Origin of the sequence: Kutzneria chonburiensis, assembly GCF_028622115.1 — a bacterium.
Classification (GTDB): domain Bacteria; phylum Actinomycetota; class Actinomycetes; order Mycobacteriales; family Pseudonocardiaceae; genus Kutzneria; species Kutzneria chonburiensis.
The window spans coordinates 6,177,313-6,199,197 of record NZ_CP097263.1 but is presented as its reverse complement, the minus strand read 5'-3'; the positions used below and the strand labels follow the sequence as shown (position 1 = coordinate 6,199,197).

Annotated in this window: 21 protein-coding genes and 1 pseudogene; 13 read left to right on the top strand and 9 right to left on the bottom strand. The window is 70.0% G+C overall.

Annotation, left to right across the window (positions count from 1 at the left end; translation table 11 throughout):
* Positions 1 to 94: 94 nt before the first annotated feature.
* On the top strand, positions 95 to 466 hold the full coding sequence (locus M3Q35_RS28070; protein ID WP_273935530.1) for a winged helix-turn-helix transcriptional regulator: 372 nt from the start codon (positions 95 to 97) through the stop codon (positions 464 to 466).
* Here M3Q35_RS28070 and M3Q35_RS28065 read toward each other — a convergent pair.
* Positions 457 to 912, bottom strand: coding sequence for a MarR family winged helix-turn-helix transcriptional regulator (locus tag M3Q35_RS28065; RefSeq protein WP_273935529.1), 456 nt, complete (start codon positions 910 to 912; stop codon positions 457 to 459). The genes M3Q35_RS28070 and M3Q35_RS28065 overlap by 10 nt on opposite strands.
* 58 nt (positions 913 to 970) lie before the next feature.
* On the opposite strand from M3Q35_RS28065, the gene pip reads away from it, so the two are divergent.
* Entirely contained in the window at positions 971 to 1,924 is a 954-nt protein-coding gene (gene pip / locus M3Q35_RS28060) for a prolyl aminopeptidase (protein WP_273935527.1), read from the top strand.
* Here pip and M3Q35_RS28055 read toward each other — a convergent pair.
* Genes M3Q35_RS28055 through M3Q35_RS28045 form a run of 3 tightly spaced genes read right to left on the bottom strand, consistent with a single transcriptional unit; the run spans position 1,912 to position 4,030 of the window.
* Complete coding sequence (locus tag M3Q35_RS28055) at positions 1,912 to 3,129, bottom strand: RNA polymerase sigma factor (protein ID WP_273935526.1); 1,218 nt, start codon at positions 3,127 to 3,129, stop codon at positions 1,912 to 1,914. The genes pip and M3Q35_RS28055 overlap by 13 nt on opposite strands.
* Positions 3,126 to 3,455: a YciI family protein gene (locus M3Q35_RS28050; RefSeq protein WP_273935525.1), complete on the bottom strand. Its 330-nt coding sequence runs from the start codon at positions 3,453 to 3,455 to the stop codon at positions 3,126 to 3,128. Before M3Q35_RS28050 ends, M3Q35_RS28055 begins: the two co-directional genes overlap by 4 nt.
* Positions 3,456 to 3,478: 23 nt before the next feature.
* On the bottom strand, positions 3,479 to 4,030 hold the full coding sequence (locus tag M3Q35_RS28045; protein ID WP_273935524.1) for a dihydrofolate reductase family protein: 552 nt from the start codon (positions 4,028 to 4,030) through the stop codon (positions 3,479 to 3,481).
* Positions 4,031 to 4,158: 128 nt separating this feature from the next.
* Here M3Q35_RS28045 and M3Q35_RS28040 point away from each other — a divergent pair, with 128 nt between their 5' ends.
* Both M3Q35_RS28040 and M3Q35_RS28035 read left to right on the top strand, forming a co-directional pair.
* Positions 4,159 to 4,593, top strand: coding sequence for a YciI family protein (locus M3Q35_RS28040; protein WP_273935523.1), 435 nt, complete (start codon positions 4,159 to 4,161; stop codon positions 4,591 to 4,593).
* Between the two features lie 87 nt (positions 4,594 to 4,680).
* Positions 4,681 to 5,892, top strand: coding sequence for an RNA polymerase sigma factor (locus tag M3Q35_RS28035; protein WP_273935522.1), 1,212 nt, complete (start codon positions 4,681 to 4,683; stop codon positions 5,890 to 5,892).
* A 34-nt stretch (positions 5,893 to 5,926) separates the two neighbouring features.
* Here the strand turns inward: M3Q35_RS28035 and M3Q35_RS28030 are convergent, their stop codons facing one another.
* The 3 genes from M3Q35_RS28030 to M3Q35_RS28020 form a co-directional block, all read right to left on the bottom strand.
* Positions 5,927 to 6,355, bottom strand: coding sequence for a PPOX class F420-dependent oxidoreductase (locus tag M3Q35_RS28030; RefSeq protein ID WP_273935520.1), 429 nt, complete (start codon positions 6,353 to 6,355; stop codon positions 5,927 to 5,929).
* Positions 6,348 to 7,235: a sigma-70 family RNA polymerase sigma factor gene (locus M3Q35_RS28025; RefSeq protein WP_273935519.1), complete on the bottom strand. Its 888-nt coding sequence runs from the start codon at positions 7,233 to 7,235 to the stop codon at positions 6,348 to 6,350. The genes M3Q35_RS28030 and M3Q35_RS28025 overlap by 8 nt, the downstream gene beginning before the upstream one ends.
* A gap of 69 nt (positions 7,236 to 7,304) precedes the next feature.
* Positions 7,305 to 8,195, bottom strand: a complete 891-nt coding sequence (locus M3Q35_RS28020) for a hypothetical protein (protein WP_273935518.1) — start codon at positions 8,193 to 8,195, stop codon at positions 7,305 to 7,307.
* Between the two features lie 143 nt (positions 8,196 to 8,338).
* Here M3Q35_RS28020 and M3Q35_RS48570 point away from each other — a divergent pair.
* The 3 genes and pseudogenes from M3Q35_RS48570 to M3Q35_RS28000 all read left to right on the top strand — a co-directional run.
* Positions 8,339 to 8,823 (top strand): annotated as a pseudogene (locus M3Q35_RS48570) (protease pro-enzyme activation domain-containing protein); the annotation flags it as partial.
* Positions 8,824 to 9,168: 345 nt separating this feature from the next.
* Entirely contained in the window at positions 9,169 to 10,485 is a 1,317-nt protein-coding gene (locus M3Q35_RS48565) for a putative Ig domain-containing protein (RefSeq protein ID WP_337960639.1), read from the top strand.
* Positions 10,486 to 10,698: 213 nt separating this feature from the next.
* Positions 10,699 to 12,270: a phytoene desaturase family protein gene (locus M3Q35_RS28000; RefSeq protein ID WP_273935517.1), complete on the top strand. Its 1,572-nt coding sequence runs from the start codon at positions 10,699 to 10,701 to the stop codon at positions 12,268 to 12,270.
* A gap of 47 nt (positions 12,271 to 12,317) precedes the next feature.
* Here M3Q35_RS28000 and M3Q35_RS27995 read toward each other — a convergent pair whose 3' ends face one another.
* The gene (locus M3Q35_RS27995) at positions 12,318 to 13,166 is read right to left on the bottom strand and encodes an MBL fold metallo-hydrolase (protein ID WP_273935516.1); all 849 of its coding nucleotides are present in this window, start codon (positions 13,164 to 13,166) and stop codon (positions 12,318 to 12,320) included.
* Between the two features lie 76 nt (positions 13,167 to 13,242).
* Between M3Q35_RS27995 and M3Q35_RS27990 the strand changes: the two genes are divergently transcribed.
* Together M3Q35_RS27990 and M3Q35_RS27985 are read left to right on the top strand one after the other, a co-directional pair.
* Complete coding sequence (locus M3Q35_RS27990; protein ID WP_273935515.1) at positions 13,243 to 14,067, top strand: AraC family transcriptional regulator; 825 nt, start codon at positions 13,243 to 13,245, stop codon at positions 14,065 to 14,067.
* Positions 14,068 to 14,069: 2 nt separating this feature from the next.
* The gene (locus tag M3Q35_RS27985; RefSeq protein ID WP_273944493.1) at positions 14,070 to 15,011 is read left to right on the top strand and encodes a D-2-hydroxyacid dehydrogenase family protein; all 942 of its coding nucleotides are present in this window, start codon (positions 14,070 to 14,072) and stop codon (positions 15,009 to 15,011) included.
* Here M3Q35_RS27985 and M3Q35_RS27980 read toward each other — a convergent pair.
* Positions 15,008 to 16,153, bottom strand: a complete 1,146-nt coding sequence (locus M3Q35_RS27980; RefSeq protein ID WP_273935514.1) for a hypothetical protein — start codon at positions 16,151 to 16,153, stop codon at positions 15,008 to 15,010. The two genes, M3Q35_RS27985 and M3Q35_RS27980, sit on opposite strands and share 4 nt — an antisense overlap.
* Positions 16,154 to 16,295: 142 nt before the next feature.
* Here M3Q35_RS27980 and M3Q35_RS27975 point away from each other — a divergent pair, with 142 nt between their 5' ends.
* From M3Q35_RS27975 to M3Q35_RS27960, 4 genes are all read left to right on the top strand, one after another.
* A complete protein-coding gene (locus M3Q35_RS27975; RefSeq protein ID WP_273935513.1) occupies positions 16,296 to 17,144 on the top strand; it encodes an alpha/beta fold hydrolase in 849 nt (282 codons plus the stop codon).
* Entirely contained in the window at positions 17,128 to 17,715 is a 588-nt protein-coding gene (locus M3Q35_RS27970; RefSeq protein WP_273935512.1) for a TetR/AcrR family transcriptional regulator, read from the top strand. The genes M3Q35_RS27975 and M3Q35_RS27970 overlap by 17 nt, the downstream gene beginning before the upstream one ends.
* A gap of 87 nt (positions 17,716 to 17,802) precedes the next feature.
* The gene (locus M3Q35_RS27965; protein ID WP_273935511.1) at positions 17,803 to 18,195 is read left to right on the top strand and encodes a hypothetical protein; all 393 of its coding nucleotides are present in this window, start codon (positions 17,803 to 17,805) and stop codon (positions 18,193 to 18,195) included.
* Positions 18,196 to 18,389: 194 nt separating this feature from the next.
* On the top strand, positions 18,390 to 21,875 hold the full coding sequence (locus tag M3Q35_RS27960) for a polymorphic toxin type 44 domain-containing protein (protein ID WP_273935510.1): 3,486 nt from the start codon (positions 18,390 to 18,392) through the stop codon (positions 21,873 to 21,875).
* The last annotated feature ends 10 nt before the right edge of the window (positions 21,876 to 21,885 follow it).

Sequence of the window (21,885 nt, the reverse complement as noted above, 5' to 3'; positions counted from 1 at the left end):
TCCTTACCTCTTGTGCGTAGCCTCATGGTCTGTCCGTACGGGCGTCGCTACAAAAGGCACAGCGATGTAAGTGTCCAGGAAAGGCGGGTCGGCTATGACGCAGCTCACAGGCGAGGGCAACTGTCCGCCGCCGATCAAGGACGGTGGTGCGGTCCGCGAGGTGCTGGACCGCATCGGCGACAAGTGGAGCCTGCTGGTCGTCGGCGCGCTGCGCGACGGCCCGCTGCGGTTCGGCGAGCTGGAGAAGAAGATCGCCGGCATCTCGCAGCGCATGCTCACGCTGACGTTGAAGCATCTGGTCGAGGACGGCGTGGTCTCCCGCACCGCCTATGCCGAGGTGCCGCCCCGCGTCGAGTACGAGGTGACGGAGTTGGGGAAAACGTTGGTGCCGCTGGTGATCGCGCTGGCCGAGTGGGCGATGGCCAACCGCGAGCAGATCAACGCCAACCGCAAGTCCTACAGGTAGTCCTGGATCCGCTCCCGGAGGGGCTTGCGCTGCAACGCTTCCAGGGCAGCAATGACCACTTCGGACAGTGGGTGCGGCAGCTCGGCGTCCAGTTCACGGCCGGCGGCTTCGGTGGCCTGCCATGCCTGCTCCAGCTTGGGCAACAGTGCGCGGGCGTGCGGCGTCAGGTCGACGATCCGTTGGCGCGCATCGGTTCCCGGCGACAGCGACACCAGCCCTTGGCGTTCCATGGCGGCGACGGTCTGGCTGGCGGCGGAGTGGGTGACCTCGACGACCTCGGCCAGCCGGCGGATGGAGCTCGGCCCGAGCGCGGCCAGGGTGCGCAGGAACGGCGCGTAGCGGGGCCGGAAACCGGTGAGCCCCAACTCTTCCTCGACCGCGGCCACGTCGCCGTCCAACAGCTCGATCAGGTGGCGCAGTCGTGTGCCCAGTCCCGGTCCCGTCACGGAAGCAATATAACAGTGCTAATGTAACAGTGCTGTTGTATCCGATGAAGGGGGATCCATGCGTGACCGCTACCCGGCCATCGAGCCCTACGACCACGGCCTGCTCGATGTCGGCGACGGCAACCTCATGTACTGGGAGACCTGCGGAAACCCGGACGGCAAGCCGGTGCTGTCCGTGCACGGCGGCCCGGGCAGCGGCTGCAACCCGAACTCGCGCCGCTACTTCGACCCCGAGCGCTACCGGATCGTGCTGTTCGACCAGCGCAACTGCGGCCGCAGCTTGCCCAACGCGGCCGACCCGGCCGTCGACCTGAGCGCCAACACCACCGACCACCTGATCGCCGACATGGAGCTGCTGCGCGAGCACCTCGGCATCGACCGCTGGATGCTGTTCGGCGGCTCCTGGGGTTGCGTGCTCAGCCTCGTCTACGCCGAGCGGCACCCCGACCGCGTGACCGAGCTCGTGCAGATGGGCCTGGCCACCGGCCGCCGCGAGGACGTCGAGCTGCTGACCCGTGGCCTCGGCGGCATTTTCCCGCAGGCGTACGAGAAATTCGTGTCCCTGCTGCCGGAGAACGAGCGCGACAACGCTGCCGCCGGCTACTCGAAACTGCTCAACGACCCCGATCCGACGGTCCGCGACCGCGCCATGCGCGCCTGGTGCGACTGGGAGGACGCGATGCTCCCGTACGCCCCGGCCCGCGCCATGTACGAGGAGGACGAGAAGTTCGCGTACGCCTTCACGCGGCTGGTCACCCACTACTGGAGCCAGGACCACTTCATCGACCCCGACGAGGTGCTGGCCAACGCCGGCAAGCTCAAGGACATCCCCACCGTCCTCGTGCAGGGAGTGCTCGACCTGGGCAACCTGGTCGGCTCACCGTGGCTGCTGGCCAAGGCATTGCCGCACGCCGAGCTGGTGATGGTGCCGGACGAGGGCCACAGCGTGCGGTCGGAAGGCATGCGCCACGCCCTGATCACGGCCACCGACAGGTTCGCCTACCCCAACTGATCACGCCGTCGGGTCAGGTTGGCGATCTCGGCGGTATTTCCGGCCAGCTCAATGGCTTTGTCATAGGCCGCCCGGGATTCCCGGCCACGGCCCAGTCGGCGCAACAGATCCGCCCGCGTGGCGTGAAAGGCGTGATAGCCGGCCAACCGCGCCTCGAGACGGTCGACCACGGACAGCGCCACCGTCGGCCCGTCCAGCTCGGCCAGCGCGATGGCCCGGTTCAACGCGATCACCGGGGACGTGTCGACACGGACGAGCTGGTCGTACAGGGCAAGGACCTGCGACCAGTCGGTGTCGCGCGAATCGCGGACCGACGTGTGCACGGCGTTGATCGCCGCCAGGATCTGGTACCGCCCCGGAACCACCCCAGCGGCGAGACGCTCGCGTACCAGCCGATGCCCCTCGGTGATCAGCGCCGTGTCCCAGGCCCCGCGGTCCTGCTCGGCCAGGGAAACCAGCTCGCCGCCGGAAACCCGGGCCGGCCGGCGGGCCTCGGTGAGCAGCATCAACGCCAGCAGCCCGGTCACCTCGCCGTCGTCCGGCAGTAGCGCGCGGATCAGCCGGGTGAGCCGGATCGCCTCGCCGGTCAGGTCGGGCCGGAGCGGATCGCTGTCCGGGCCGGTGGCCAGGTAGCCCTCGTTGAACACGAGGAACAGCACGGTCAGCACGCCGGCCACCCGGGCCGGCAGGTCCTCGGCGGCCGGCACGCGATACGGGATCCGGGCCGCCTTGATCTTGGCCTTGGCCCGGGTGATCCGCTGCCCCATGGCGCTCTCGGCGACCAGGAAGGCCCGGGCGATCTCGGGCATGGTCAGTCCGCCGACCATGCGCAACGTCAACGCCAGCCGGGATTCCAACGCCAGTGCCGGGTGGCAGCAGGTGAAGATCAGCCGGAGCCGGTCGTCGTCGATGACGCCGAGAGGCTCGGGCGGGTCGTTGTCGAACACCAGAGCCTCCTTGTACTTGTCGTCACGCTTGTTCTCGCGCCGGATCCGGTCGATGGCCTTGCGGGTGGCGGTGGTGGTCAGCCAGGCGCCGGGATTGGGCGGCACGCCGTCGGCCGGCCACCGCTCGACGGCGGTCGCGACCGCTTCGGCGGCGGCTTCCTCGGCGATGTCGAGGTCACCGAAGCGTTTGGTCAGGGTGGCGACCACCCGGGCCCACTCCTCGCGGTGGGCCCGGGCGACGGCGTCCGCCGGGTTCACGGGACCAGGAACGGTCGCACCTCGACCTTGCGGTTGCACGCCTTCGAGCCGGCGGTGGCCAGCTTGAGCGCCACATCGAGGTCGGCCGCCTCGATGATCCAGAAGCCGGCGAGGTACTCCTTGGACTCCAGAAACGGCCCGTCGGTGACCAGCCCGGCGTCCTGCCGGTTGTCGATGACGGTGGCGGTGTCGGGCATGCCCAGCCCGCCGGCGAAGACCCAGTAGCCGCCGGTCCGGAGCGCCTCGTTGAACACGTCGATCGCGGCGTCCTCCTCGGCGTCGGCCAGGCTGGGCCCGTCGTGGATCACGGAAAGCAGATACTGCATCGGAAGATCCTCTCCTGTGCGCTTCAGGCGCCGAAGTACTTCGGGCGTCCGGCCGGCCGCAAGACCTGGATGGTCACGCCTTTGCTGTCCACCCGCGATTCGACCAGGTCGAGCGCCAGATCGGGGCCGTTCTCCGGGAACAGCCGCGTGCCGTGGCCGACGATCACCGGAACGACGATCAGCGTCATCTCGTCGACCAGGCCGTGCGCCAGCAGCGACCGGATCAGCGTGCCACTGCCGTGCACCTGGAGCTCGCCGCCGGGCTTGGCCTTCAGGTCGGCGATCGCGGCCACGTCGGGCAGGACGGTGCTGCCCGACCAGGACGCATCGGTGAGCGTGGTCGAGGCGACGTACTTGGGAGCCTGCCGCAGCGCCAGGCCGACGGGGTGGGTGGACGTTCCCCACGCCTCGGTGAACAACTCGTACGTGCGCCGACCGAACAGGAAGGCGTCGGCCCGCTGGTAGGTCTCGTTGATGAACGCCCGGGTCGAGTCGTCACCCGCGCCCCGCGCCCAGCGGCCGTTGTCCTGCACCACGCCGTCGAGGGCGATCTGGGTCATCGTCGTCAGCTTCATGGTGGTGCTACGAACGCCGCCGACCCGATCCGACAACGTCCCCGAAAAAGTTTTGGGCCGGGTGTCGATCGGGCTGACGGCCGCTCGACGCGTAGGTAAGAAGGCACCAACGACCTGAGGAGACCGCGATGCGTTTCATGGTGATCGTCAAGGCCAGCGAGGCGAGCGAAGCCGGCGTGCTGCCCACCCCGGAGGAGTTCGAGGCCATGGGCAAGTTCAACGAGGAGCTGGTGGACGCCGGTGTGCTGCTGGCCGCCGACGGCCTGCAGGCCAGCTCCAAGGGTGCCCGGATCTACTTCGACGGCGACAAGAAGACCGTGGTGGACGGGCCGTTCACCGAGTCCAAGGAGCTGATCGCCGGCTACTGGCTGGTCGAGGTCTCCTCGCTGGAGGAGTGCGTCGAGCGGTTCAAGCGCTGCCCGAACCCGGCGCCGGGCGTGCAGACCAACATCGAGATCCGGCGGGTCTTCCAGGCCGAGGACTTCGGCGAGAACTTCACGCCGGAGCGGCAGGCGGCGGTCGAGGCCCTGCGGGAGCGGGCCGCCGCGCAGCACAACAACTGAGCGAATCGGTTGCGGTCGGTACGCGCGGTGGGGTAGACGGGGGCAGTGCCCACGGACACCCACCGCGCGATCGACGCTGTCTGGCGAATGGAGGCTCCGCGCCTCATCGCCGGCCTGACCAGGCTGGTCCGCGATGTCGGCACGGCCGAGGAGATGGCCCAGGACGCGCTGGTCGCGGCCCTGGAGCAGTGGCCGAACGAGGGCGTGCCGAAGAATCCGGGCGCGTGGCTGATGACCACGGCCAAGCGCCGGGCGATCGACCAGATCCGGCGCAACGAGACGTACCGGCGCAAGGTCGAGGAGGTCGGCCGCGACCTCGAGGAGGCCACGCCGGACATCGGCGACGTGGTCGCCGAGGACGACGGCATCGGCGACGACCTGCTGCGTCTGGTGTTCGTGGCCTGCCACCCGGTGCTGTCCACGGAGGCCCGCGCGGCCCTGACGCTGCGGCTGCTCGGCGGCCTGGCCACCGACGAGATCGCCCGTGCCTTCCTGGTGCCGGAACCGACCATGGCACAACGGATCGTGCGGGCCAAGAAGACCCTGGCCAAGGCCCAGGTGCCGTTCGAGGTGCCGCAGGGCGACGAGCTGGCGGCGCGGCTGTCCTCGGTGCTCGAAGTCGTCTATCTGATTTTCAACGAGGGTTATTCGGCCACCGCCGGCGACGACTGGATGCGCCCCCAGCTGTGCGCGGACGCCTTGCGGCTGGGCCGGATCCTGGCCCGGCTGGCCGCACGTGAGCCCGAGGTGCACGGCCTGGTTGCGCTGATGGAGATCCAGGCCTCCCGGGCGGCCGCCCGCACCGGACCGGACGGCGAGCCGATCCTGCTGGCCGACCAGAACCGCTCCCGCTGGGACCAGCTGCTGATCCGCCGCGGGCTGGCGGCGTTGGAGCAGGCCGAGGCGCTGATCGACGACAAGCCCGGTCCGTACGTGCTCCAGGCGGCGATCGCCGCCTGCCACGCCCGGGCCCGGCACTTCGACGACACCGACTGGGCCCGTATCGCCTGGCTGTACGAGCATCTGGCCGAGACCATGCCCTCGCCCGTGGTGGAGCTGAACCGGGCGGTGGCGGTGTCCATGGCCTTCGGGCCGGAGATGGGGCTCGCGCTGCTGGACCAGCTGATGGAGATTCCGGCGATGCAGAACTACCACCTGCTGCCCAGCGTGCGCGGCGATTTCCTGGCCAAGCTCGGCCGCCTGCCCGAGGCCCGCGCCGAATTCGAGCGGGCGGCCTCCCTCACCCGCAACGAACGCGAGCGGACGTTGCTGCTGGCCCGCGCCGCCGCCTGCGGCTGAATGCAGGGAAGGCGTCCTTCCCTGCATTGCTGAATCAGCCGGCGATGCGGTCGTGGGCGATGACGTGGGTGGGCTTGACGCGGACGAGGACGTTGCCGGTGGCGGCGCTGTACTCGACGAACTGGGCGGCCTGCTCGGCCGGCAGGTAGCGCTCGGCGATGATCGTCGCGCAGCGGCGCAGCTCGGCCTGGTCGTCGGACAACGAAGCGGTGCCCTCGATCGTCACGAAGGCGTACGGCGGCTGGTCGTCGTCGACCACGACCGACACCTGGGGATTGGCCCGCATGGCCTTGCCCTTCACCGAGTGAGCGCCGGTGAACATCACCACGTCGTCGCCGTCGAGGGCGTACCAGACCGGCACGGCGTGCGGCCGGCCCGAGGCCCGCATGGTCACCAGCACCGCGGTCCTGGTGCCTTCGTTCAGGAATTCCCGTTGCCGCGCAACGCTCATCGGCTCAGGCATGGTCACCAAGCTCCTTCGGCAGGCCAAGGTCGTCGAACATCCGGGCGTCGAACGTGTGGATCTGCGCCACCAGGCCGTCGACCATGCGGAAGACGTCCAGCTTGAACGGGCGGAAGCCGACCTCGCCGGGACGGCGCAGGTAGCTGGCGGCGGCCGGCGAGCGGTTGACCGAGGTCGGCAGCAACCGCCAGTCGCCCATGCCGTCGGGGCCGAAGGCGATGTCGAACAGCGGCTGCATGGACGCGACGCCGAGGTACGTCATCGGCTCGGGCGGCATGGAGATGCGGATGTCGTCCCGCACGAGCCGCACGAAATGGTCGACGTCGGCGTGCTCGTGCGCCTCGATCATGCCCGTGAGCAGGGCTTGCTCGTCGCTGCTCGGCGTGGACGGCGTCCACTGGGTGCTGCGCAGAGTCGCCCGCGCCCGTTGCAAGGCGCTGTTGGCCGCCGGCACGGTCAGGTCGAGCAGATTCGCGGTCTCGGCGGCCGACCAGTCGAGCACGTCACGCAGGATGAGCACCGCTCGCTGTCGCGGCGGCAGCAGCTGGATTGCGGCCAGGAAGGCCAGCTCGATCGTCTCGCGCTCGACCACGATCTGGTCCGGCGACAGCTCATCCAGCAGCGTGTCCGGATAGGGCTGGAGGAACGGGGCGCGGCGCTTGCGGCTGCGGATGGCGTCGAGGCAGGCGTTGGTGGCGATCTTGTACAGCCAGGCCCGCACGCCGTCGTCGCGCACGTCGCCACGAGACCGCCAGGCCCGCAGGAAGGTCTCCTGCACCAGATCGTCGGCGTCCTCGAAGGAGCCGAGCAGCCGGTAGCAGTGCACGTGGAGCTCGCGGCGGTGCCGCGCGCTGAGCTCGGTGAAGTCGTTCTGGTCCACTGGTTCCGCAGCATGGCACGGGTCGTGTAGCGCTGTCATGCGAACTGTAACGACGGCCAGGCGCAGAACTCATCGGTCCCACTCCCACGAGATGCGATAGGCCCCGGCCGGCTGGTCCAGCCAGACCGCGCGGACCGTGCGGCGGTCGTCCACGGAGAGCTGGACGGTGGCCCCGCCGGTGCCCTTGTTCGGTTCAGAAATGGCCTGGAAGTAGCGCGGAACCGCTTCCGGATGAAAGGTGACCTCCAGGACGTACTGGCGGATCGGGCTGGCGAATCTTCGTTCACACATCAACGAACGGTTGCCGCCGCGGACAAATTCGAGGTCGTATTCAACAACGGTTCGCTCACCCTTGCGCAGGGTCTGGTCGAACCACAGTTCGGCCGCCATCACGTGCGACTCCCGGTCGATCCCGACCCGGCCCAGCCGCACCCCGGCCACCGGGATCACGGTCGGCAGGTGGGTGCCGCTGGTGTCGTCGCGATACACGGTGACCATGTGCTTGGCCTTCTCGGTGACCGCCTCCAGCACCGCGATGACCCGGCAGTAGCGCTCGGCGCCGGTCTCGTCGAGGTGGTACCGCTCGTGGTAGCTGAGCACGCGGCGTTGATCGGCCGGGGACTTGACCTGCGCGATCACGTGGTCGACGGCCTCGCCGAAAGACCCCCAGAGCTCGCCGAACGGCACCGATCTCGCCGCCGCCCGGCCGCGGCGGACCCGGTCCGGCAGCAGCTCGCGCAGCGATCCCGACGGCACCCGGAGTATCTCCTCCAGCGCCGACAGCGCGGCCAGCGACTCCGGGCGCTCGGGTCTGCTCCGCCCCCGTGACCAGTAGCTGAGCGTGGCGGTGCTCAGCGCGAAACCCCGCTCGGCGAGCCGATGGACGATACGGTCCAGGGTCAGTCCGCTGGCGGTGATCGCACCGTGCAGGGCGGATGCGAAGTCGCGGCGTTGCGTCATCGCGTCCCATTATCGCGGATCAATAGCACCGATACCACCCTTCTTGGGGCTCTTGACATCACGGCGTTCGTTGACCTGTACTGCGTCCGCAGCAAATTCACCACGTCCATTAACACTTAATTCCCCTGCCTTGTGGAGATGACGTGAAACCATATTCACGCGTGGCGCTCCTGCTCGCCGCGCCGCTGGCGCTGTCCCTGCCGGCGCTGGCCGCCCCGGCGGCCGCCGCCGAGCCGCAGATCGCCCTGACCGGCGACATCAGCCCGGCCGTCGGCGTCAGCCACCGCGTCGGCGACCTACCCGCCGGCCAGGAGCTGCACGTCGCCGTGCCGCTCAAGCTCCGGGACACCGCCGGCCTTGACCGGTTCCTGGCCGCCGTCGCCGACCGGCATTCGCCCGAGTACGGTCACTACCTGACCCTGCTCAGTTCGCCGACCGGTTCGGGCCTACGCGGCAGTCCTTTGACCAGGTCAGCGCCTATCTGCGAGCCAAGGGCCTGAAGGTCACGGGCATCAACGGCCAGGCCGTGGACGCCACCGGCACGACGGCCCAGGTCACCGCCGCGTTCGCCATGCCGATGGGCGTGTACGACCGGGGTGGAAAGCGCTTCTACGCCAACGACCGCAACCCCGTGCTGCCGGCCGGGATCGCCGGTCTGGTGCAGGGCGTCTCCGGCCTGAACAACTTCGCCGTCCGCCAGCATGACGCACAGCCTGCCGCCCCGAGCGGCCTCGGCCCGGCGGCGTTGCGGTCGATCTACGACACCGACGGCATCGGCGCCGACGGCAGCGGGCAGACCGTGGCGCTGTGGGAGTTCGACGGCTACAAGAAGTCCGACATCAGCACGTACGACCAGCAGTTCGGGCTCGCCTCCTCGGCCCCGACCACCGTGTCGGTCGACGGCGCGAACTACGACTCCAGCCCCGGCGGGGGACAGGCCGAGGTGAGCCTGGACATCGAGATCGTGCAGGCGATGGCGCCCAAGGCCACGACCCTGGTCTACGAGGCGCCCAACACCGACGCCGGCGAGCTCGACATGGCCAACCAGATCGTCAAGGACAACCGGGCCCAGGTCGTGTCGATCTCGTGGGGCCTGTGCGAGCAGGACTCGACGCCGTCCACGATGTCCAGCGTGGACAGCGCTTTCAAGCAGGGCGCGGCCCAGGGGCAGAGCTTCTTCGCCGCCTCCGGCGACAACGGCTCCAAGGACTGCAAGCACAGCGACTCCGGCGGGTCGGTGGTGGCCGTCGACTTCCCGGCTTCCTCGCCCAACGTGACCGGCGTCGGCGGCACCACGCTCACCGTCGGTAGCAACAACTCCTACGGCTCCGAGACCGTGTGGAACAACTCCATCGGCGCCACCGGCGGCGGTGTGTCCACTGTGTTCAGTGCCCCGAGCTGGCAGACCGGCGTGAACGGCAAGCGGACCGTGCCCGATGTGGCCTCGGACGGCGATCCCAACACCGGCTACTCCGTGTACACCGGCGGGCAGTGGCAGGTCTACGGCGGCACCAGCTGCGCCGCCCCGATGTGGGCCGGCTGGGCCGCCTTGTACAACCAGAAGGCCAAGGCCAAGCTCGGCGCCGGCAACGCCGCCATCTACGGGCTGAAGGGCAACACCTTCCACGACGTCACGTCCGGCAACAACGGTGACTTCAAGGCCGGCCCGGGCTACGACGAGACCACCGGCTGGGGTTCGTACGACGGCACCAAGTTGTTCAACGCCCTCAACGGTTCCACCAGCGGCAACACGGTTACCGTCACGAACCCGGGCGACCAGACGACGGCGGTGAACGGCTCGGTGAACCTGGCCGTCAAGGCCACCGACTCGTCGTCCACGGCCAAGCTGACCTACTCGGCCAGCGGCCTGCCGGCCGGCCTGTCGATCGACTCCGGCACCGGCGTCATCTCCGGCACCGCCACCACCCAGGGCGTGTCGTCCGTGACGGTCACCGTCACCGATGACACGCAGGCTTCCGGCAACACCAGCTTCAAGTGGACCGTGGGCAACCCGCCGACCGGCACCGTCACGGTCACCAACCCCGGCAACCAGTGGGCGTTCAAGGGCTATCCGCTGTTCCAGACCTTGCAGCTCAAGGCCACCGCCAGTGACGGCGGCTCGGTGACGTTCTCGGCCACCGGCCTGCCGCCCGGCCTGAAGATCAGCGCGTCCGGCGCCGTGACCGGCACGCCGACCGCGGCCGGCACCTTCACCGTCAAGGCCACGGCCACCGAGGCCAATGGCACTTCGGGCAGCACAACGTTCACGTTCACCGTGTACGGATTCTGACCCGCCGACCGGCCGCGCCGGGCCTTCCCTGCATGGTCCGGCGCGGCCGCCCTCCACTTCCCTCGCCCCGGTAGGAGTGGCAATGCGACCGCCTTATCCGCGCTGACCTCCGTTTTGGATCGGTTCCAGGCAAGGTCGCCGTCACCGCCGAGTCACGGAAAAAGCACCACATCACCTGTTGTCCACGGCCCTCGCCGCGGTCATGATTCGGACATGGCGGGATACGACGCGGTGGTCGTCGGCAGTGGCCACAACGCGCTGGTGGCGGCGGCGTACCTGGCCCGGGCCGGCTGGGGCGTGCTGGTGCTGGAGGGCAACGACCGGCCGGGCGGGCTGGTCCGTACCGATGCGCTGACACTGCCCGGCTTCGTGCACGACAACTTCTCGGCGGCGCACCCGCTGTTCGTGGCCGGCCCGGCCTACGCCGACCTCAAGTCCGAATTGGACATCGAGTACCTCAACAGCCGATACCCCACCGGGGTGTCGCTGCCGGACGGCGCCAGCTCGGTGGTCTCGACCGACCTTGACGAGAACGTGGTCGAGGCCAACCGGCTGTCCCCGGGCGACGGCGACGCGCTGGCCGAGATCTTCAAGGAGTTCGGGCCGGCCATCGAGACCGTGTTCGCGCTGTGCTCGGCCGATCTGACCACGCCGGCCTCGGCGGCGGCGATCCAGGGCCTGATGCACACGCCCGACGGCGGTTTCTCCGACTTCGCCCACATGTTCACGCTCAGCGCCCGGAACCTGCTGGAGCAGCGGTTCCGCTCGCCGGTGCTGCGGGCCATGCTCGCGCCGTGGGCGACGCACCTGGGCCGGGCCGTTGACGACGCCAACAGCGGTACCTGGACCATTCTCGTGCTGGCCGCGCTGACCATGGTCGGCATGCCCATTCCCAAGGGCGGCAGCGAGGAACTGGTCAAGGGACTGGTTCGCATCGTCGAACGCAATGGCGGCGAGGTCCGTTGTGGACAGTGGGTGAAACACGTTCTGGTCGAAGGCGGACATGCCGTCGGCGTGCGCACCGCCGACGGCGACGTGATCCACGCGCGGCGCGCGGTGATCGCCTCGGTCAATCCCGACCAGCTCTACCTCCGGCTGCTCGACCACGAGCACGGCGTCGCCCCGCCCACGCTTCGCAAGCAGGCCAGGGATTATCGCTACGGCCTCGGCGCGGTGCAGGTCCACCTCGCGCTGTCCGAGCCGGCGCGGTTCCACGACGAGCGCCTGATGCACGTGGGCCAGCCGCACCTGACCGGCGGGCTGAACGCGATCTCCCGTGCCACCAACGAAGCCCTGCGCGGCCTGCTGCCGGTCGAGCCGACGATCTCGTGGGACACTCCGTCCACTTTGGACCCGTCCCGTTGCCCGCCCGGCCGGGCCGTGGCTCGCCTGCAAATGCTGGAGGTGCCGACGGTCGTGCGTGGCGACGCCGCCGGCACGATCCCGGTCGGCGAGCACGGTTGGACCGAGGACGTGAAGAACGCCTTCGCCGACCGGGTGATCGACGAGGCCGCCCGGCATGTGCCGGGACTCAAGGACATCATCCTGGACCGGCACGTGATCAGCCCACGTGAGCTGGCCGCGTTCAACCCCAACTGCGGGCCCGGCGATCCCTTCGGCGGCAGCCACGACCTGGCCCAGAGCTACGTCTTCAGCCCACTGCCCGGCCAGCCCAGCCACCGCACCGTCGTCCCGAACCTCTACATGCTCGGCGCCGCCACCTGGCCCGGCCACGGCATCAACGGCGGCTCCGGCTACATAGTCGCCCAAGAACTGCTGGATTGAAGTTCGGAACGGACCATTCCACAACTCGGGGTTTAGGAACGGCGCTTTCATGGCGTCGCGAGTGGCGGGAAGGCGGCCCAGGTGGTAATGGCGAAACTGGGGCCGGAGTGGGCCACCTCGACGGCGCCGTGACCGCCGAAGTGGGCCGGCACGACGAGCTCGTGGGTGTCGGCGGCCCGGCCGAGGACGCGGAGCCGGGTGGCCTGCGCCTGCGCCGGGTCGAGGCAGAAAGTGCTGTTGCACAACGGATCCGTGACCTGGTACGGGCTGTGCATCAGGTCGCCGACGAACACCGCCCGGTCGGTACCGGAGCGTAGGCGCAGCACGGCCGATCCCGGGGTGTGCCCGGGCGCGGACTCCAGTTCGAGGTTCTCGTCGATACGGAAACTGTTCTCCCACAAGGTGGTCTGGCCGAGAACCGGGGCGACGCTGTCGTCATGCACCTCGGTGCCCTTGAAGTGCTCGTGGTCGGCGCGATGGATGAGATAGGTGGCGTTCGGGAACGTGGGTGCCCAGCGGCCGTCGACATCGTGGGTGTTCCAGCCGACGTGATCGGCGTGCACGTGGGTGTTCACGACGACGTCCACAGAGGACGGATCAACCACCGAACTCAACCGCTCCAGGAAATCTGTTTGCCAGCCGGCGAAAACCGGGTTGGTGCGCACACGGTCGTTGCCGACGCCGGTGTCGACCAGGATGGTCCGTCCACCGCTGCGCAGCACCCACGTCTGGGCCGCGGCGATCATGCCGCCGGTCGACGGGTCGTGGTGATCGGGTGTCAGCCAAGCCGGTGCCGGGTCCGGCACGCCCGGCACGAACGTGCGCAGCGGACCGAACTCCCGGTGCCGCTCAACCACTCGTGTGATCTCGACATCGCCCAAGGTGATGGTGTTCATGACTAGTAGTCTGCGGCTCACGGCTGAGCGTTTGAATGCTTATGCAAGTCGATTCCATGCTTGATACGCTCACGCCATGGACGTGGTGAGCGATGTCATCACGGTGCTGCGCACCGGGCGGCCGTCCTCCAACCGCACCTCGGTGGACGTGCGCTGGCAGATGCCGTTCGACGCCTACGACGGTGCCGGGTTCCACATCCTGCTGCGCGGAAACTGTTCGCTGCTCGGCGATTTCGCCGAGCCGGTACGCCTCGGCGTCGGCGATGTCGTGCTGCTGCCGCACGGCAGTGCCCATCGGCTGGCCGGCGACGGAACCGAGCTGCTGTGCGGCAAATACCGGCTCGACCGGTCACGGTCCCACCCGTTGCTGGGCGACCTGCCGGAGATCATTCATCTGCCGGCGACCGTCGGCCGTCATCCCGAGTTGCGCGCGGCCATCGACCTGCTCGGCGGCGAGGTGGAGGCCGACCGTTCCGGCCGTGACGCCGTGGTGTCGGGCCTGCTCGACCTGCTGCTCGTGTACATGCTTCGCGCCTGGCTCGAGGACAATCCCGGCACCGGATGGTCCGCCGCGCTCAAAGATCCCGCGGTGGCCGGCGCACTGCACGCGATCCACGACGATCCGGCGCGGCCGTGGACCGTGCCCGAACTCGCCGCCCTGGTCGGGCAGTCCCGGGCCACGCTGGCCCGGCGGTTCACCGCGCTGGTCGGCCAGCCGCCGATGGCCTACCTGACCTGGTGGCGGATGACTCGCGCGGCCCGGCTGCTGCGCGAATCCGACGCGCCGCTGTCGGCCATCGCCCACCAGGTCGGCTACGAGTCCCCGTTCGCCTTCTCGCACGCGTTCAAGCGGCTGTTCGGCCAGTCGCCCAACCAGTACCGGCTCGCGGAGGTTTGTTGATGTTGCGTTGTGCTGTGCTCGACGACTACCAGGACGCGGCGGCGGGGCTCGCCGACTGGAGCCGGGTCGACCTCACCGTTTTCCGGGAGCACCTGGACACCGAGGACGAGGTGGCCGAGGCGTTGGCCGAGTTCGACGTCGTGGTGATCATGCGTGAGCGCACGCCGTTCCCGGCCTCGCTCATTGCCCGGCTGCCCCGGCTCAAACTGCTGATCACGTCAGGTATGCGCAACGCGTCCATTGATCTGAAAGCCGCTGCGGCCAAGGGGATCACGGTGTGCGGCACGGCCAGTTCGTCGACGCCGCCGGTCGAGCTGACCTGGGCGTTGATCCTCGGCCTGTGCCGTCACGTCGTGCCGGAGAACGCGGCGTTCCGCACCGCCGGGGCGTGGCAGAGCACCATCGGCACCGACCTGGCCGGGGCCACGCTCGGCCTGCTCGGACTGGGCAAGATCGGCACTCGGGTGGCCGCGATCGCCAAGGCGTTCGGCATGGAAGTGCTGGCCTGGAGCCAGAACCTCACCGTCGAACGGGCCGAGGCGGTCGGGGCCGTGCTGGCCTCGTCCAAGGAAGAACTGTTGGCCGGCAGCGACATCGTCTCGATCCACCTGGCCCTGAGCGACCGCACGCGTGGCCTGGTCGACGCGGCCGCGCTGGCCGCCATGAAACCGTCCGCGCTGCTGGTCAACACCTCGCGCGCGGCGATCGTGGACACCGAAGCCATGATCGCCGCGTTGTCCGCCGGACGGCTGGCCGGGGCCGGGCTCGACGTCTTCGACCTCGAGCCACTGCCGCTCGACCATCCACTTCGGACACTGCCGACCGTGCTGGCCACGCCCCACCTCGGCTACGTGACCCGCGGCAATTACTTCCGCTACTTCACGGAAGCCGTCGAGGACATCGACGCGTTCGCAGCCGGCGAACCGGTCAGGGTTCTGGGTTAGCGAAGGCGTGGCCGGAAGCTGTCGAACAGCATCAGGATGTGCTGCGAGTTCACGCCGGCGGCCTCGAACAGGGCGGCGACCCGGGCCGGCACCGGCCGGAACGGGTCGTTCTCCCTGGTCGGCGGCAGGCCCTCGGCGTCGCCGAGCAGCGATTCCGGGGTGGCCAGCGTGGTCAGCCGGTAGTAGCGCCAGCGCGGGGCGGTGGAGTCGGCCACCACGACCTCACGGCCGTTGCGGATGATCACGCTGGCCCGCTTGTCGTTGTAGGCCATGGTCACGCACTGGTCGCCGACCAGTGTCGCGATCCGGGCGGCGGCCCGGCGCGGGTTGCGGAACGTGCCCTTGGAGACCCAGACGCCGTCGATCAGCTCGACGTCAAGACCCGCGCTCTCGAACGCCGCCCGCAGCTCGGCGTGCGGATCGTCGGCCGAGTCCACCGCCAGTTCGATCACCCAGTCCACGTCCGTGCGGGTCACGACCCGGGCGTAGGGCTGGTCCGGGTGGTACAGGTAGCGCTCGGCCTGCTCGGCGTCGGCGAACGCGGCGATCTCCGCCGCCTTGTCCCACGCCGACTTGGCGATCGCGTCGTTCGGCGCGCTGCCGAAGATGTCCGCCTCCTGGCACAGCAGCGCCAGGCACACCGCGATCAGCGAGCTGAGAAACGACTCCAGCTGGCCCGGGGCGCTCTCGCCGTCGCGCAGGGGGAGCGTCGACACGACGTCCCGCAGCTCCGGCCGCCACTCCTCACCGGATTCCCAGACGCCGGCCGCGAGCAGGTCCAGGTACAGGCGCGCGACCGTCATGCGCAGTTCGGGCCAGGGCAGCGGCTCGCTCGTGACGGTGTCGTGCATCGCCCGCAAGCGATTGCGCCACAGGTGCCGCTGGTTGGGCGGGATGACCGGCGCGGTGGGCGGCGCGTCCGGCAGGACCATGTCCGTGAGCGACGGGCCGAGCGTTCGCGTGACCGCGGCGTGCCAGTCGTCCCAGGTGGCGGAGGGGTTTCGGGGCGTGTCGCCGGCCTCGGCCAACAGGTGGTTCAGGTCGCTGGCGAAGCGCTGCGACAGCGTTTGATCGGCGTATACCTCGGCCATTGCGAGGTGGCGGGCCAACCTCGGCTGCGGATGTTCGGTCCCGGTCTCCACGGTGCCCCCTCGGGATGATCGGCGTGCTGAGTCAAACCTACGCAATGCGGCGTGGGGATAGGCCCGATGTTGTCAGGGGTCCTGCTCACACCCGGCCGGTCGGCTCTCGACTTACATACCGTCTGTCTGTATGTTGACGGGCATGGGGAGTGACAGCAGAGAGATCGAGCTCAGTGGTGGCCGGATCCGCTATCGGGACGTCGGCACCGGGCCGCCCGTCGTTTTCGTGCACGGCCTGCTGGTCAACGGGGACCTGTGGCGCAAGGTCGTGCCGATCGTCGCCGGCGCCGGCTATCGGTGCCTGGTCCCGGATTGGCCGTTGGGTGCGCATTCGGTGCCGGTGCCGGAGGCCGACCTCACGCCGCCCGGCCTGGCGGCGCTGATCGCCGAGTTCATGGCGGCCCTTGACCTCGAGGACGTCACGTTGATCGCCAACGACACCGGTGGGGCGCTGACCCAGCTGGTGATGGCCGATCATCCGGCGCGGGTCGGGCGGGTCGTGCTGACGTCGTGCGACTGCTTCGAGGCGTTCTTCCCGTCGGTGTTCGCGCCACTACCGGCGCTGATGCGCTTTCCCGGCGCGGCATGGATGCTCGTGCAGTCCATGCGGTTGAAGGCCCTGCATCGGTTGCCGATCGCCCTGGGTTGGGTGGCCAAGCGCCAGCCGCCGGCCGAGATCGTCGATTCCTACCTGCTGCCGACCCGCCGCGACCCGGCGATCCGCGCCGATCTGCGGCGGTTCGCGACGGGGGTGCACAACCGGTACACGCTGGCCGCCGCCGAGCGACTCGGCTCCTTCGACCGGCCGGTGCTGCTGGCCTGGGCCCGTGAGGACCGGCTGTTCCCGGTCTCGCTGGCCGAGCGGCTGGCCGCCGTGCTGCCCGACGCCCGGCTGGAGTTGATCGACGACAGCTACACGTTCCTGCCCGAGGACCAGCCGCAGGCGCTCGGCCGCCTCGTGGTGAACTTTCTCGGTGCCACCACGCCGTAGCCAGGAGGAACGCACCCGTTCCACCCGGTCCGCCCTCACCACCGCCGCCCGTGAGCTGTTCACCGAGCGGGGTTATGCCGGCGTGTCCACCGACGAGATCGTGCGGGCCGCCGGCGTGACCCGGGGGGCGCTGTACCACCACTACGCCGACAAGCAGGCCCTGTTCCGCGACGTGTTCGAGCAGCTGGAAGCCGAGATCACCGCCGAGATCACGGCCGCCGTCGCCGGCTCGACCGACCAGCTCGCGGCCATGGCCGTCGGCGTCCAGTGCTTCCTCGACATCTGCCAGCGGCCCGAGGTGCTGCGTATCGGGCTGACCGACGCGCCGGCCGTGCTCGGCTGGGCCGCCTGGCGGGAGATCGAGGGCCGCCACGGCCTCGGCATCATCACGTCCATGCTCTCCGCCGCCGCTGACGAGGGCATGATCCCGGCCGGCACCTCCGTGCCGGCCCTGTCCCAGCTCGTGCTCAGCGCCGTCATCGAGTCCGCCCTCATGATCGCCAACGGCGCCGGCCGCGAGCCCGTCCAGCAGGCCCTGATGACCCTGCTGCTCGGGCCGGTCACGAAGTAGGTTGACGGCGGCGATTCCGTGCTGGCCCCGGCGGCCGGCATGGGATGCTGTGGACGGCTTTCGGACCGGCAGTGAGAGGCGAGACGAGTGACCACCTGGACCGACGTGATCAACTATGTCCGGACCCGGCACGAGGTGCTGGAGGACACGGGCTCGTGGCTGCGGTTCCGGCTGGAGTGCGAGGGCGACCGCACGCAGCAGGTGGCCGTGCACCACGTGGCCGACCTGGACGGGGCCGAGTGGCTGGAGATCTCCTCCCCGGTCGGCCGGGCCGACGCGATCGACCTGCGCCGGCTGCTGGAGCTGGCGGGGGAGGCGACCGTCGGCGGCGCGGCCGTGGTGGACGGCGTCGCCCTGCTCAAGTACGCCGCCCCGCTCGAGGATTTGAGCGTGCTCGACGAATTCGCCCGGCCGCTGGAGCTGCTCGTTGCCCGCGCCGACACCCTTGAGCAGGAGCTCACCCAGTCCGACGAGTTCTGACCGACCGTAGACCCTCCGGACGCCGCGCGATACCGCGCGGCGTTTTTTTTTGACGGTCACTCGGTAACCGGTGGTCCAACCTGGATCGAATAGCTCGCCGCATTCTTCGAACCTGGTCGAAACATGGTGCGGCGCAACGTGATCGTCCCTATGGTGCGGTTGACGTGTGCTGGCCGACCAGGGGGGACAGTGCGTTGAGACTGCTGTGGGTAAAGACCACGGCCATGTTGAGCGTGGCCGCGATCACCGCCGGCGCGATGACCGCGCCGGCCAATGCCGACACGGCCCCGCCGCCGAGCGAACGGGCGCAGGTCGCCGCGCTGCTCACGTCCGGCGGCCCGGCGGTGGCCGCCGCCGCGGAGACCGCGCTGGCCGGCACCGACGACGACGTCCACGCGTTCCTGACGACGATTCTGGCCCAATGCCGGACCGCCGACGACCGGATCGCGGTGCAGCGGCTGCTCAACGGCGGCGGCCCGGCCACCCGCAACGCCGCCAACCAGGCGCTGTCCGGCACGCCGGCGGACCTGAGCACGTTCCTCGACACCGGCTGGACCCAGCCGTGGCAGACCGACCAGCGCGTCAAGGCGAGCCAGCTGCTGGCCGCGGCCACCGGGCCGGCGGTGAAGGCCGCCGCCAACAAGGCGCTCAGCGGCACCATCCAGGACATCGAGGTCTTCAACGGGGTCGGCGTGCAGCAGGCCCAGGTCACCGATGACCGGATTGCCGCGCAGATCTTGCTCAACAACGGCGGCCCTGAGGTTCGCAAGGCGGCCAACGCCGCGTTGAACGGCACGCCGGACGACGTCCGCTACTTCCTCGAGACCGGCTGGCAGGTCGCGTCGCAGCGGGACCAGGAGACGCTCAGCATCTCGCAGCTGGTCAACTTGGCCCACGCGGCCGGGCAGCGGGCGACCGAGCAGACCGCCGCCGCCAAGGATGCGGCCGACCGTGCCGCGGCCGCCGCACAGGCGGCGAAGGATGCGGCCAAGCGCGCGTCCGAGGAAGCCGAAGCCGCCAAGGCGTCCGCCGGCCAGGCCGCCGATGCGGCCAGCCGTGCGGCCAGTGCGGCGAACGCCGCGGCGTCCGCCGCCCAGACCGCGATCAGTGCCGCCACAGCAGCCGTTTCCGCCGCACGGACCGCGTCCGCCGCGGCGCAGCAGGCCGCATGGGCGGCGTCGATGGCCGGCCAGGCCGCCGCCAAGGCCCGCAATGCCGCCGCGGCGGCCCACCTCGACGCCGGGAACACCGCGGGCATCCGGGACGCCGCACGACAGGCGGCGGCGAACGCCACCGCCGCCGCGAACGGTGCCCGTGGCGCGGTTTCCGCCCTCGGCGATGCGCTGAACGCGCTCGACTTCGCGATCCAGGCCGCGTCCGAGGCCGCCGCCACGGCGAACGACGCGGCGTTGGCCGGCGGGTATTCCGACTCCGCCGCCCGGTGGTCGGACAGCTCCAACGCCAGTGCCCAGGAAGCCAAGCGGGCCGCCGACCGGGCCCGTTCCTACGCCGGGGAGGCCACTCGCGCCGCGAATGCCGCCCGGTCCATCGCCGCTCAGGCCCAGGCCGCCGCGAACCAGGCCAAGGACGCTGCGAATGCGGCCGCGGCGCACGCCGACGCTGCCGCGCAAGCTGCCCAGGCCGCGGCCGACGCCGCCTACGACGCCGATCACGCGGCCGACGAGGCCAAGGCCGACGCCGATGCGGCCAAGACCGCTGCCGAGGAGGCGCAGGCCGCAGCCGACCAGGCCAAGTCCACCGCCGCGACCGCCCGGGCGGCCGACGCGGAACGCCTTACCGCGCAACAGAACAAGGGCATGCAGGACGCCGCCGACGCCGCGCAGGCCGAACGGGACAAGCAGGCCGCCATCGTGTGGCAGGCCGGTCAGGCCGCCCAGCTCGACGCCGAAGAGCAGCGGCTGCTGGCCGAGGCGCAGGCCACCGGAACCCCTGTCGCGACCGTCATTGCCGACGGCCGCAAGGTGGCCGCCCGCCTCTGGCACACCGGTGGCCCGTGGGTGAAGTCAACCGCGTTGACCGCGTTGTCCGACACCGATGCCGGCGTCGCCGCGTTCGTCCACACTGGACTCTCGGCCGCCGTCGAGGAGGACGACCGGGCCAGCGTCACGACGATTGCCGACACCACCACGATTCCCGCCCAGCGCACCGCTGCACTGGCCGCGCTGGCCGGAACCTACAACCAGGTCAAGGAATTCCTGCGCACGCGGGCGTATCCGGGCAAGGTCGACGACGACCGGATCGCAGTGCAGAAGATCCTCAACACCGGTGGACCGGCGACCAAGGCCGCCGCGAACAAGGCGCTCAACGGTACTGCGGATGACATCCAGGCGTTCCTGGCCACCGGCCGGTACCGGGCCGCCGAGGACGACGACCGTGTGGCCACCCAGGTGTTGGTCACCAACGGCGGCCCCGAGGTCAAGGCCGCGGCCAACGCCGCGCTTTCCGGCCCGTGGTCGTACGTGAAGCAATTCCTCCAGGTCGACCAGTACAAGGCGGCCCAGCGGGACGCCGACGCGGCCGTGCACAACGCGCAGATCGACGGCTACCTGGCCGACGCCGCCGAGACCGCGGCCAACGCCAAGAGCCAGGCGGCCCAGGCGGCTGTCTACGCCGCCAACGCCCGTGGGGACGCGGCGGCCGCCGACCAGGCCCGTACGGACGCCGCCAACGCCGCATCCGCCGCGCACGACGCCGCGACCGCGGCGGCCCAGTCCGCCACGGCCGCGCAGAACTCGGCCGACCAGGCCTCGGCATCGGCCCGGCAGGCCGCCACGGCGGCTCAGACCGCGCAGGCCGCAGCCGCCGACGCCGACAAATCCGCTGCCGCGGCCAAGGTTTCGGCCGCGCAGGCCGCCGGTTACGCCGCCGAGGCAGCGGCCGCCGCCGCGCAGGCGCGTCAGGATGCCGACGCCGCACAGAAATCGGCCGATGAAGCCGCGCAGGCGGCGCAGGCTGCGTTCCAGGCCGTGGCCAAGGCCGCCCGGCGGGAGGTGACCGGCCGCGAGGACGCCCCGCCAGCACCCGGCGTCAACGGCGGACTCGACTGCCCGCCCACGTGTGTGCCGCCGGACAAGCGCATCCCGGACAACCAGGCGTGGGACATGGCCATGCAGTTCATGCAGGGTGAGATGGTCAACAACCCCAACAGCCCCATGGGCAAGGCCATCCGCCTCGGGATCTCCCAGTGCCAGTCGTTGAGCACGTGCAACCCGGCCGACCTGGCCGGGGGGCTCGCGTTGTTCGCGCAGCAGGTCAGGACCGACGGCCCGTGGGACCACAAGGGACGGTTGCTGAAAATCCTTGAGGGCAACGGCATCGACACCGACGAGCCGTACTTCCCGATCCCCGGCACCGACGAGGAAATCAACTTCGACTTCTGGTCCAACCTGCACTACGGCTACGTGGGCGCGTCCTGCGGGCTCAGCGAGGAGGTCCTCGTCGGCGCGGGCAAGCTGTACCACGACATCTCGCCCGGCAACCACTGGGGCCCGGACAAGGAAGCCGCCATCCGGGCCGGCGCCCGGATGTTCGCCCAGCACCCCGATCCGGCCGACCTGAACGACCCGAACATCATCCTCCAGGTCATCAAGGACAACCGGAACACGTTCCGGCATTCGATCCCGGGCGAGTCCGTCTACCTGCGGCCGCACGAGCAATGACCATCCGTAA

Coding starts and splice junctions, on each gene's coding strand:
- M3Q35_RS28070 (WP_273935530.1), top strand. CDS start 95: ATGACGCAGCTCACAGGCGAGGGCAACTGTCCGCCGCCGATCAAGGAC.
- pip (WP_273935527.1), top strand. CDS start 971: ATGCGTGACCGCTACCCGGCCATCGAGCCCTACGACCACGGCCTGCTC.
- M3Q35_RS28050 (WP_273935525.1), bottom strand. CDS start 3,455: ATGCAGTATCTGCTTTCCGTGATCCACGACGGGCCCAGCCTGGCCGAC.
- M3Q35_RS28045 (WP_273935524.1), bottom strand. CDS start 4,030: ATGAAGCTGACGACGATGACCCAGATCGCCCTCGACGGCGTGGTGCAG.
- M3Q35_RS28040 (WP_273935523.1), top strand. CDS start 4,159: ATGCGTTTCATGGTGATCGTCAAGGCCAGCGAGGCGAGCGAAGCCGGC.
- M3Q35_RS28035 (WP_273935522.1), top strand. CDS start 4,681: ATGGAGGCTCCGCGCCTCATCGCCGGCCTGACCAGGCTGGTCCGCGAT.
- M3Q35_RS28030 (WP_273935520.1), bottom strand. CDS start 6,355: ATGCCTGAGCCGATGAGCGTTGCGCGGCAACGGGAATTCCTGAACGAA.
- M3Q35_RS28020 (WP_273935518.1), bottom strand. CDS start 8,195: ATGACGCAACGCCGCGACTTCGCATCCGCCCTGCACGGTGCGATCACC.
- M3Q35_RS48565 (WP_337960639.1), top strand. CDS start 9,169: ATGGCGCCCAAGGCCACGACCCTGGTCTACGAGGCGCCCAACACCGAC.
- M3Q35_RS28000 (WP_273935517.1), top strand. CDS start 10,699: ATGGCGGGATACGACGCGGTGGTCGTCGGCAGTGGCCACAACGCGCTG.
- M3Q35_RS27995 (WP_273935516.1), bottom strand. CDS start 13,166: ATGAACACCATCACCTTGGGCGATGTCGAGATCACACGAGTGGTTGAG.
- M3Q35_RS27990 (WP_273935515.1), top strand. CDS start 13,243: ATGGACGTGGTGAGCGATGTCATCACGGTGCTGCGCACCGGGCGGCCG.
- M3Q35_RS27975 (WP_273935513.1), top strand. CDS start 16,296: ATGGGGAGTGACAGCAGAGAGATCGAGCTCAGTGGTGGCCGGATCCGC.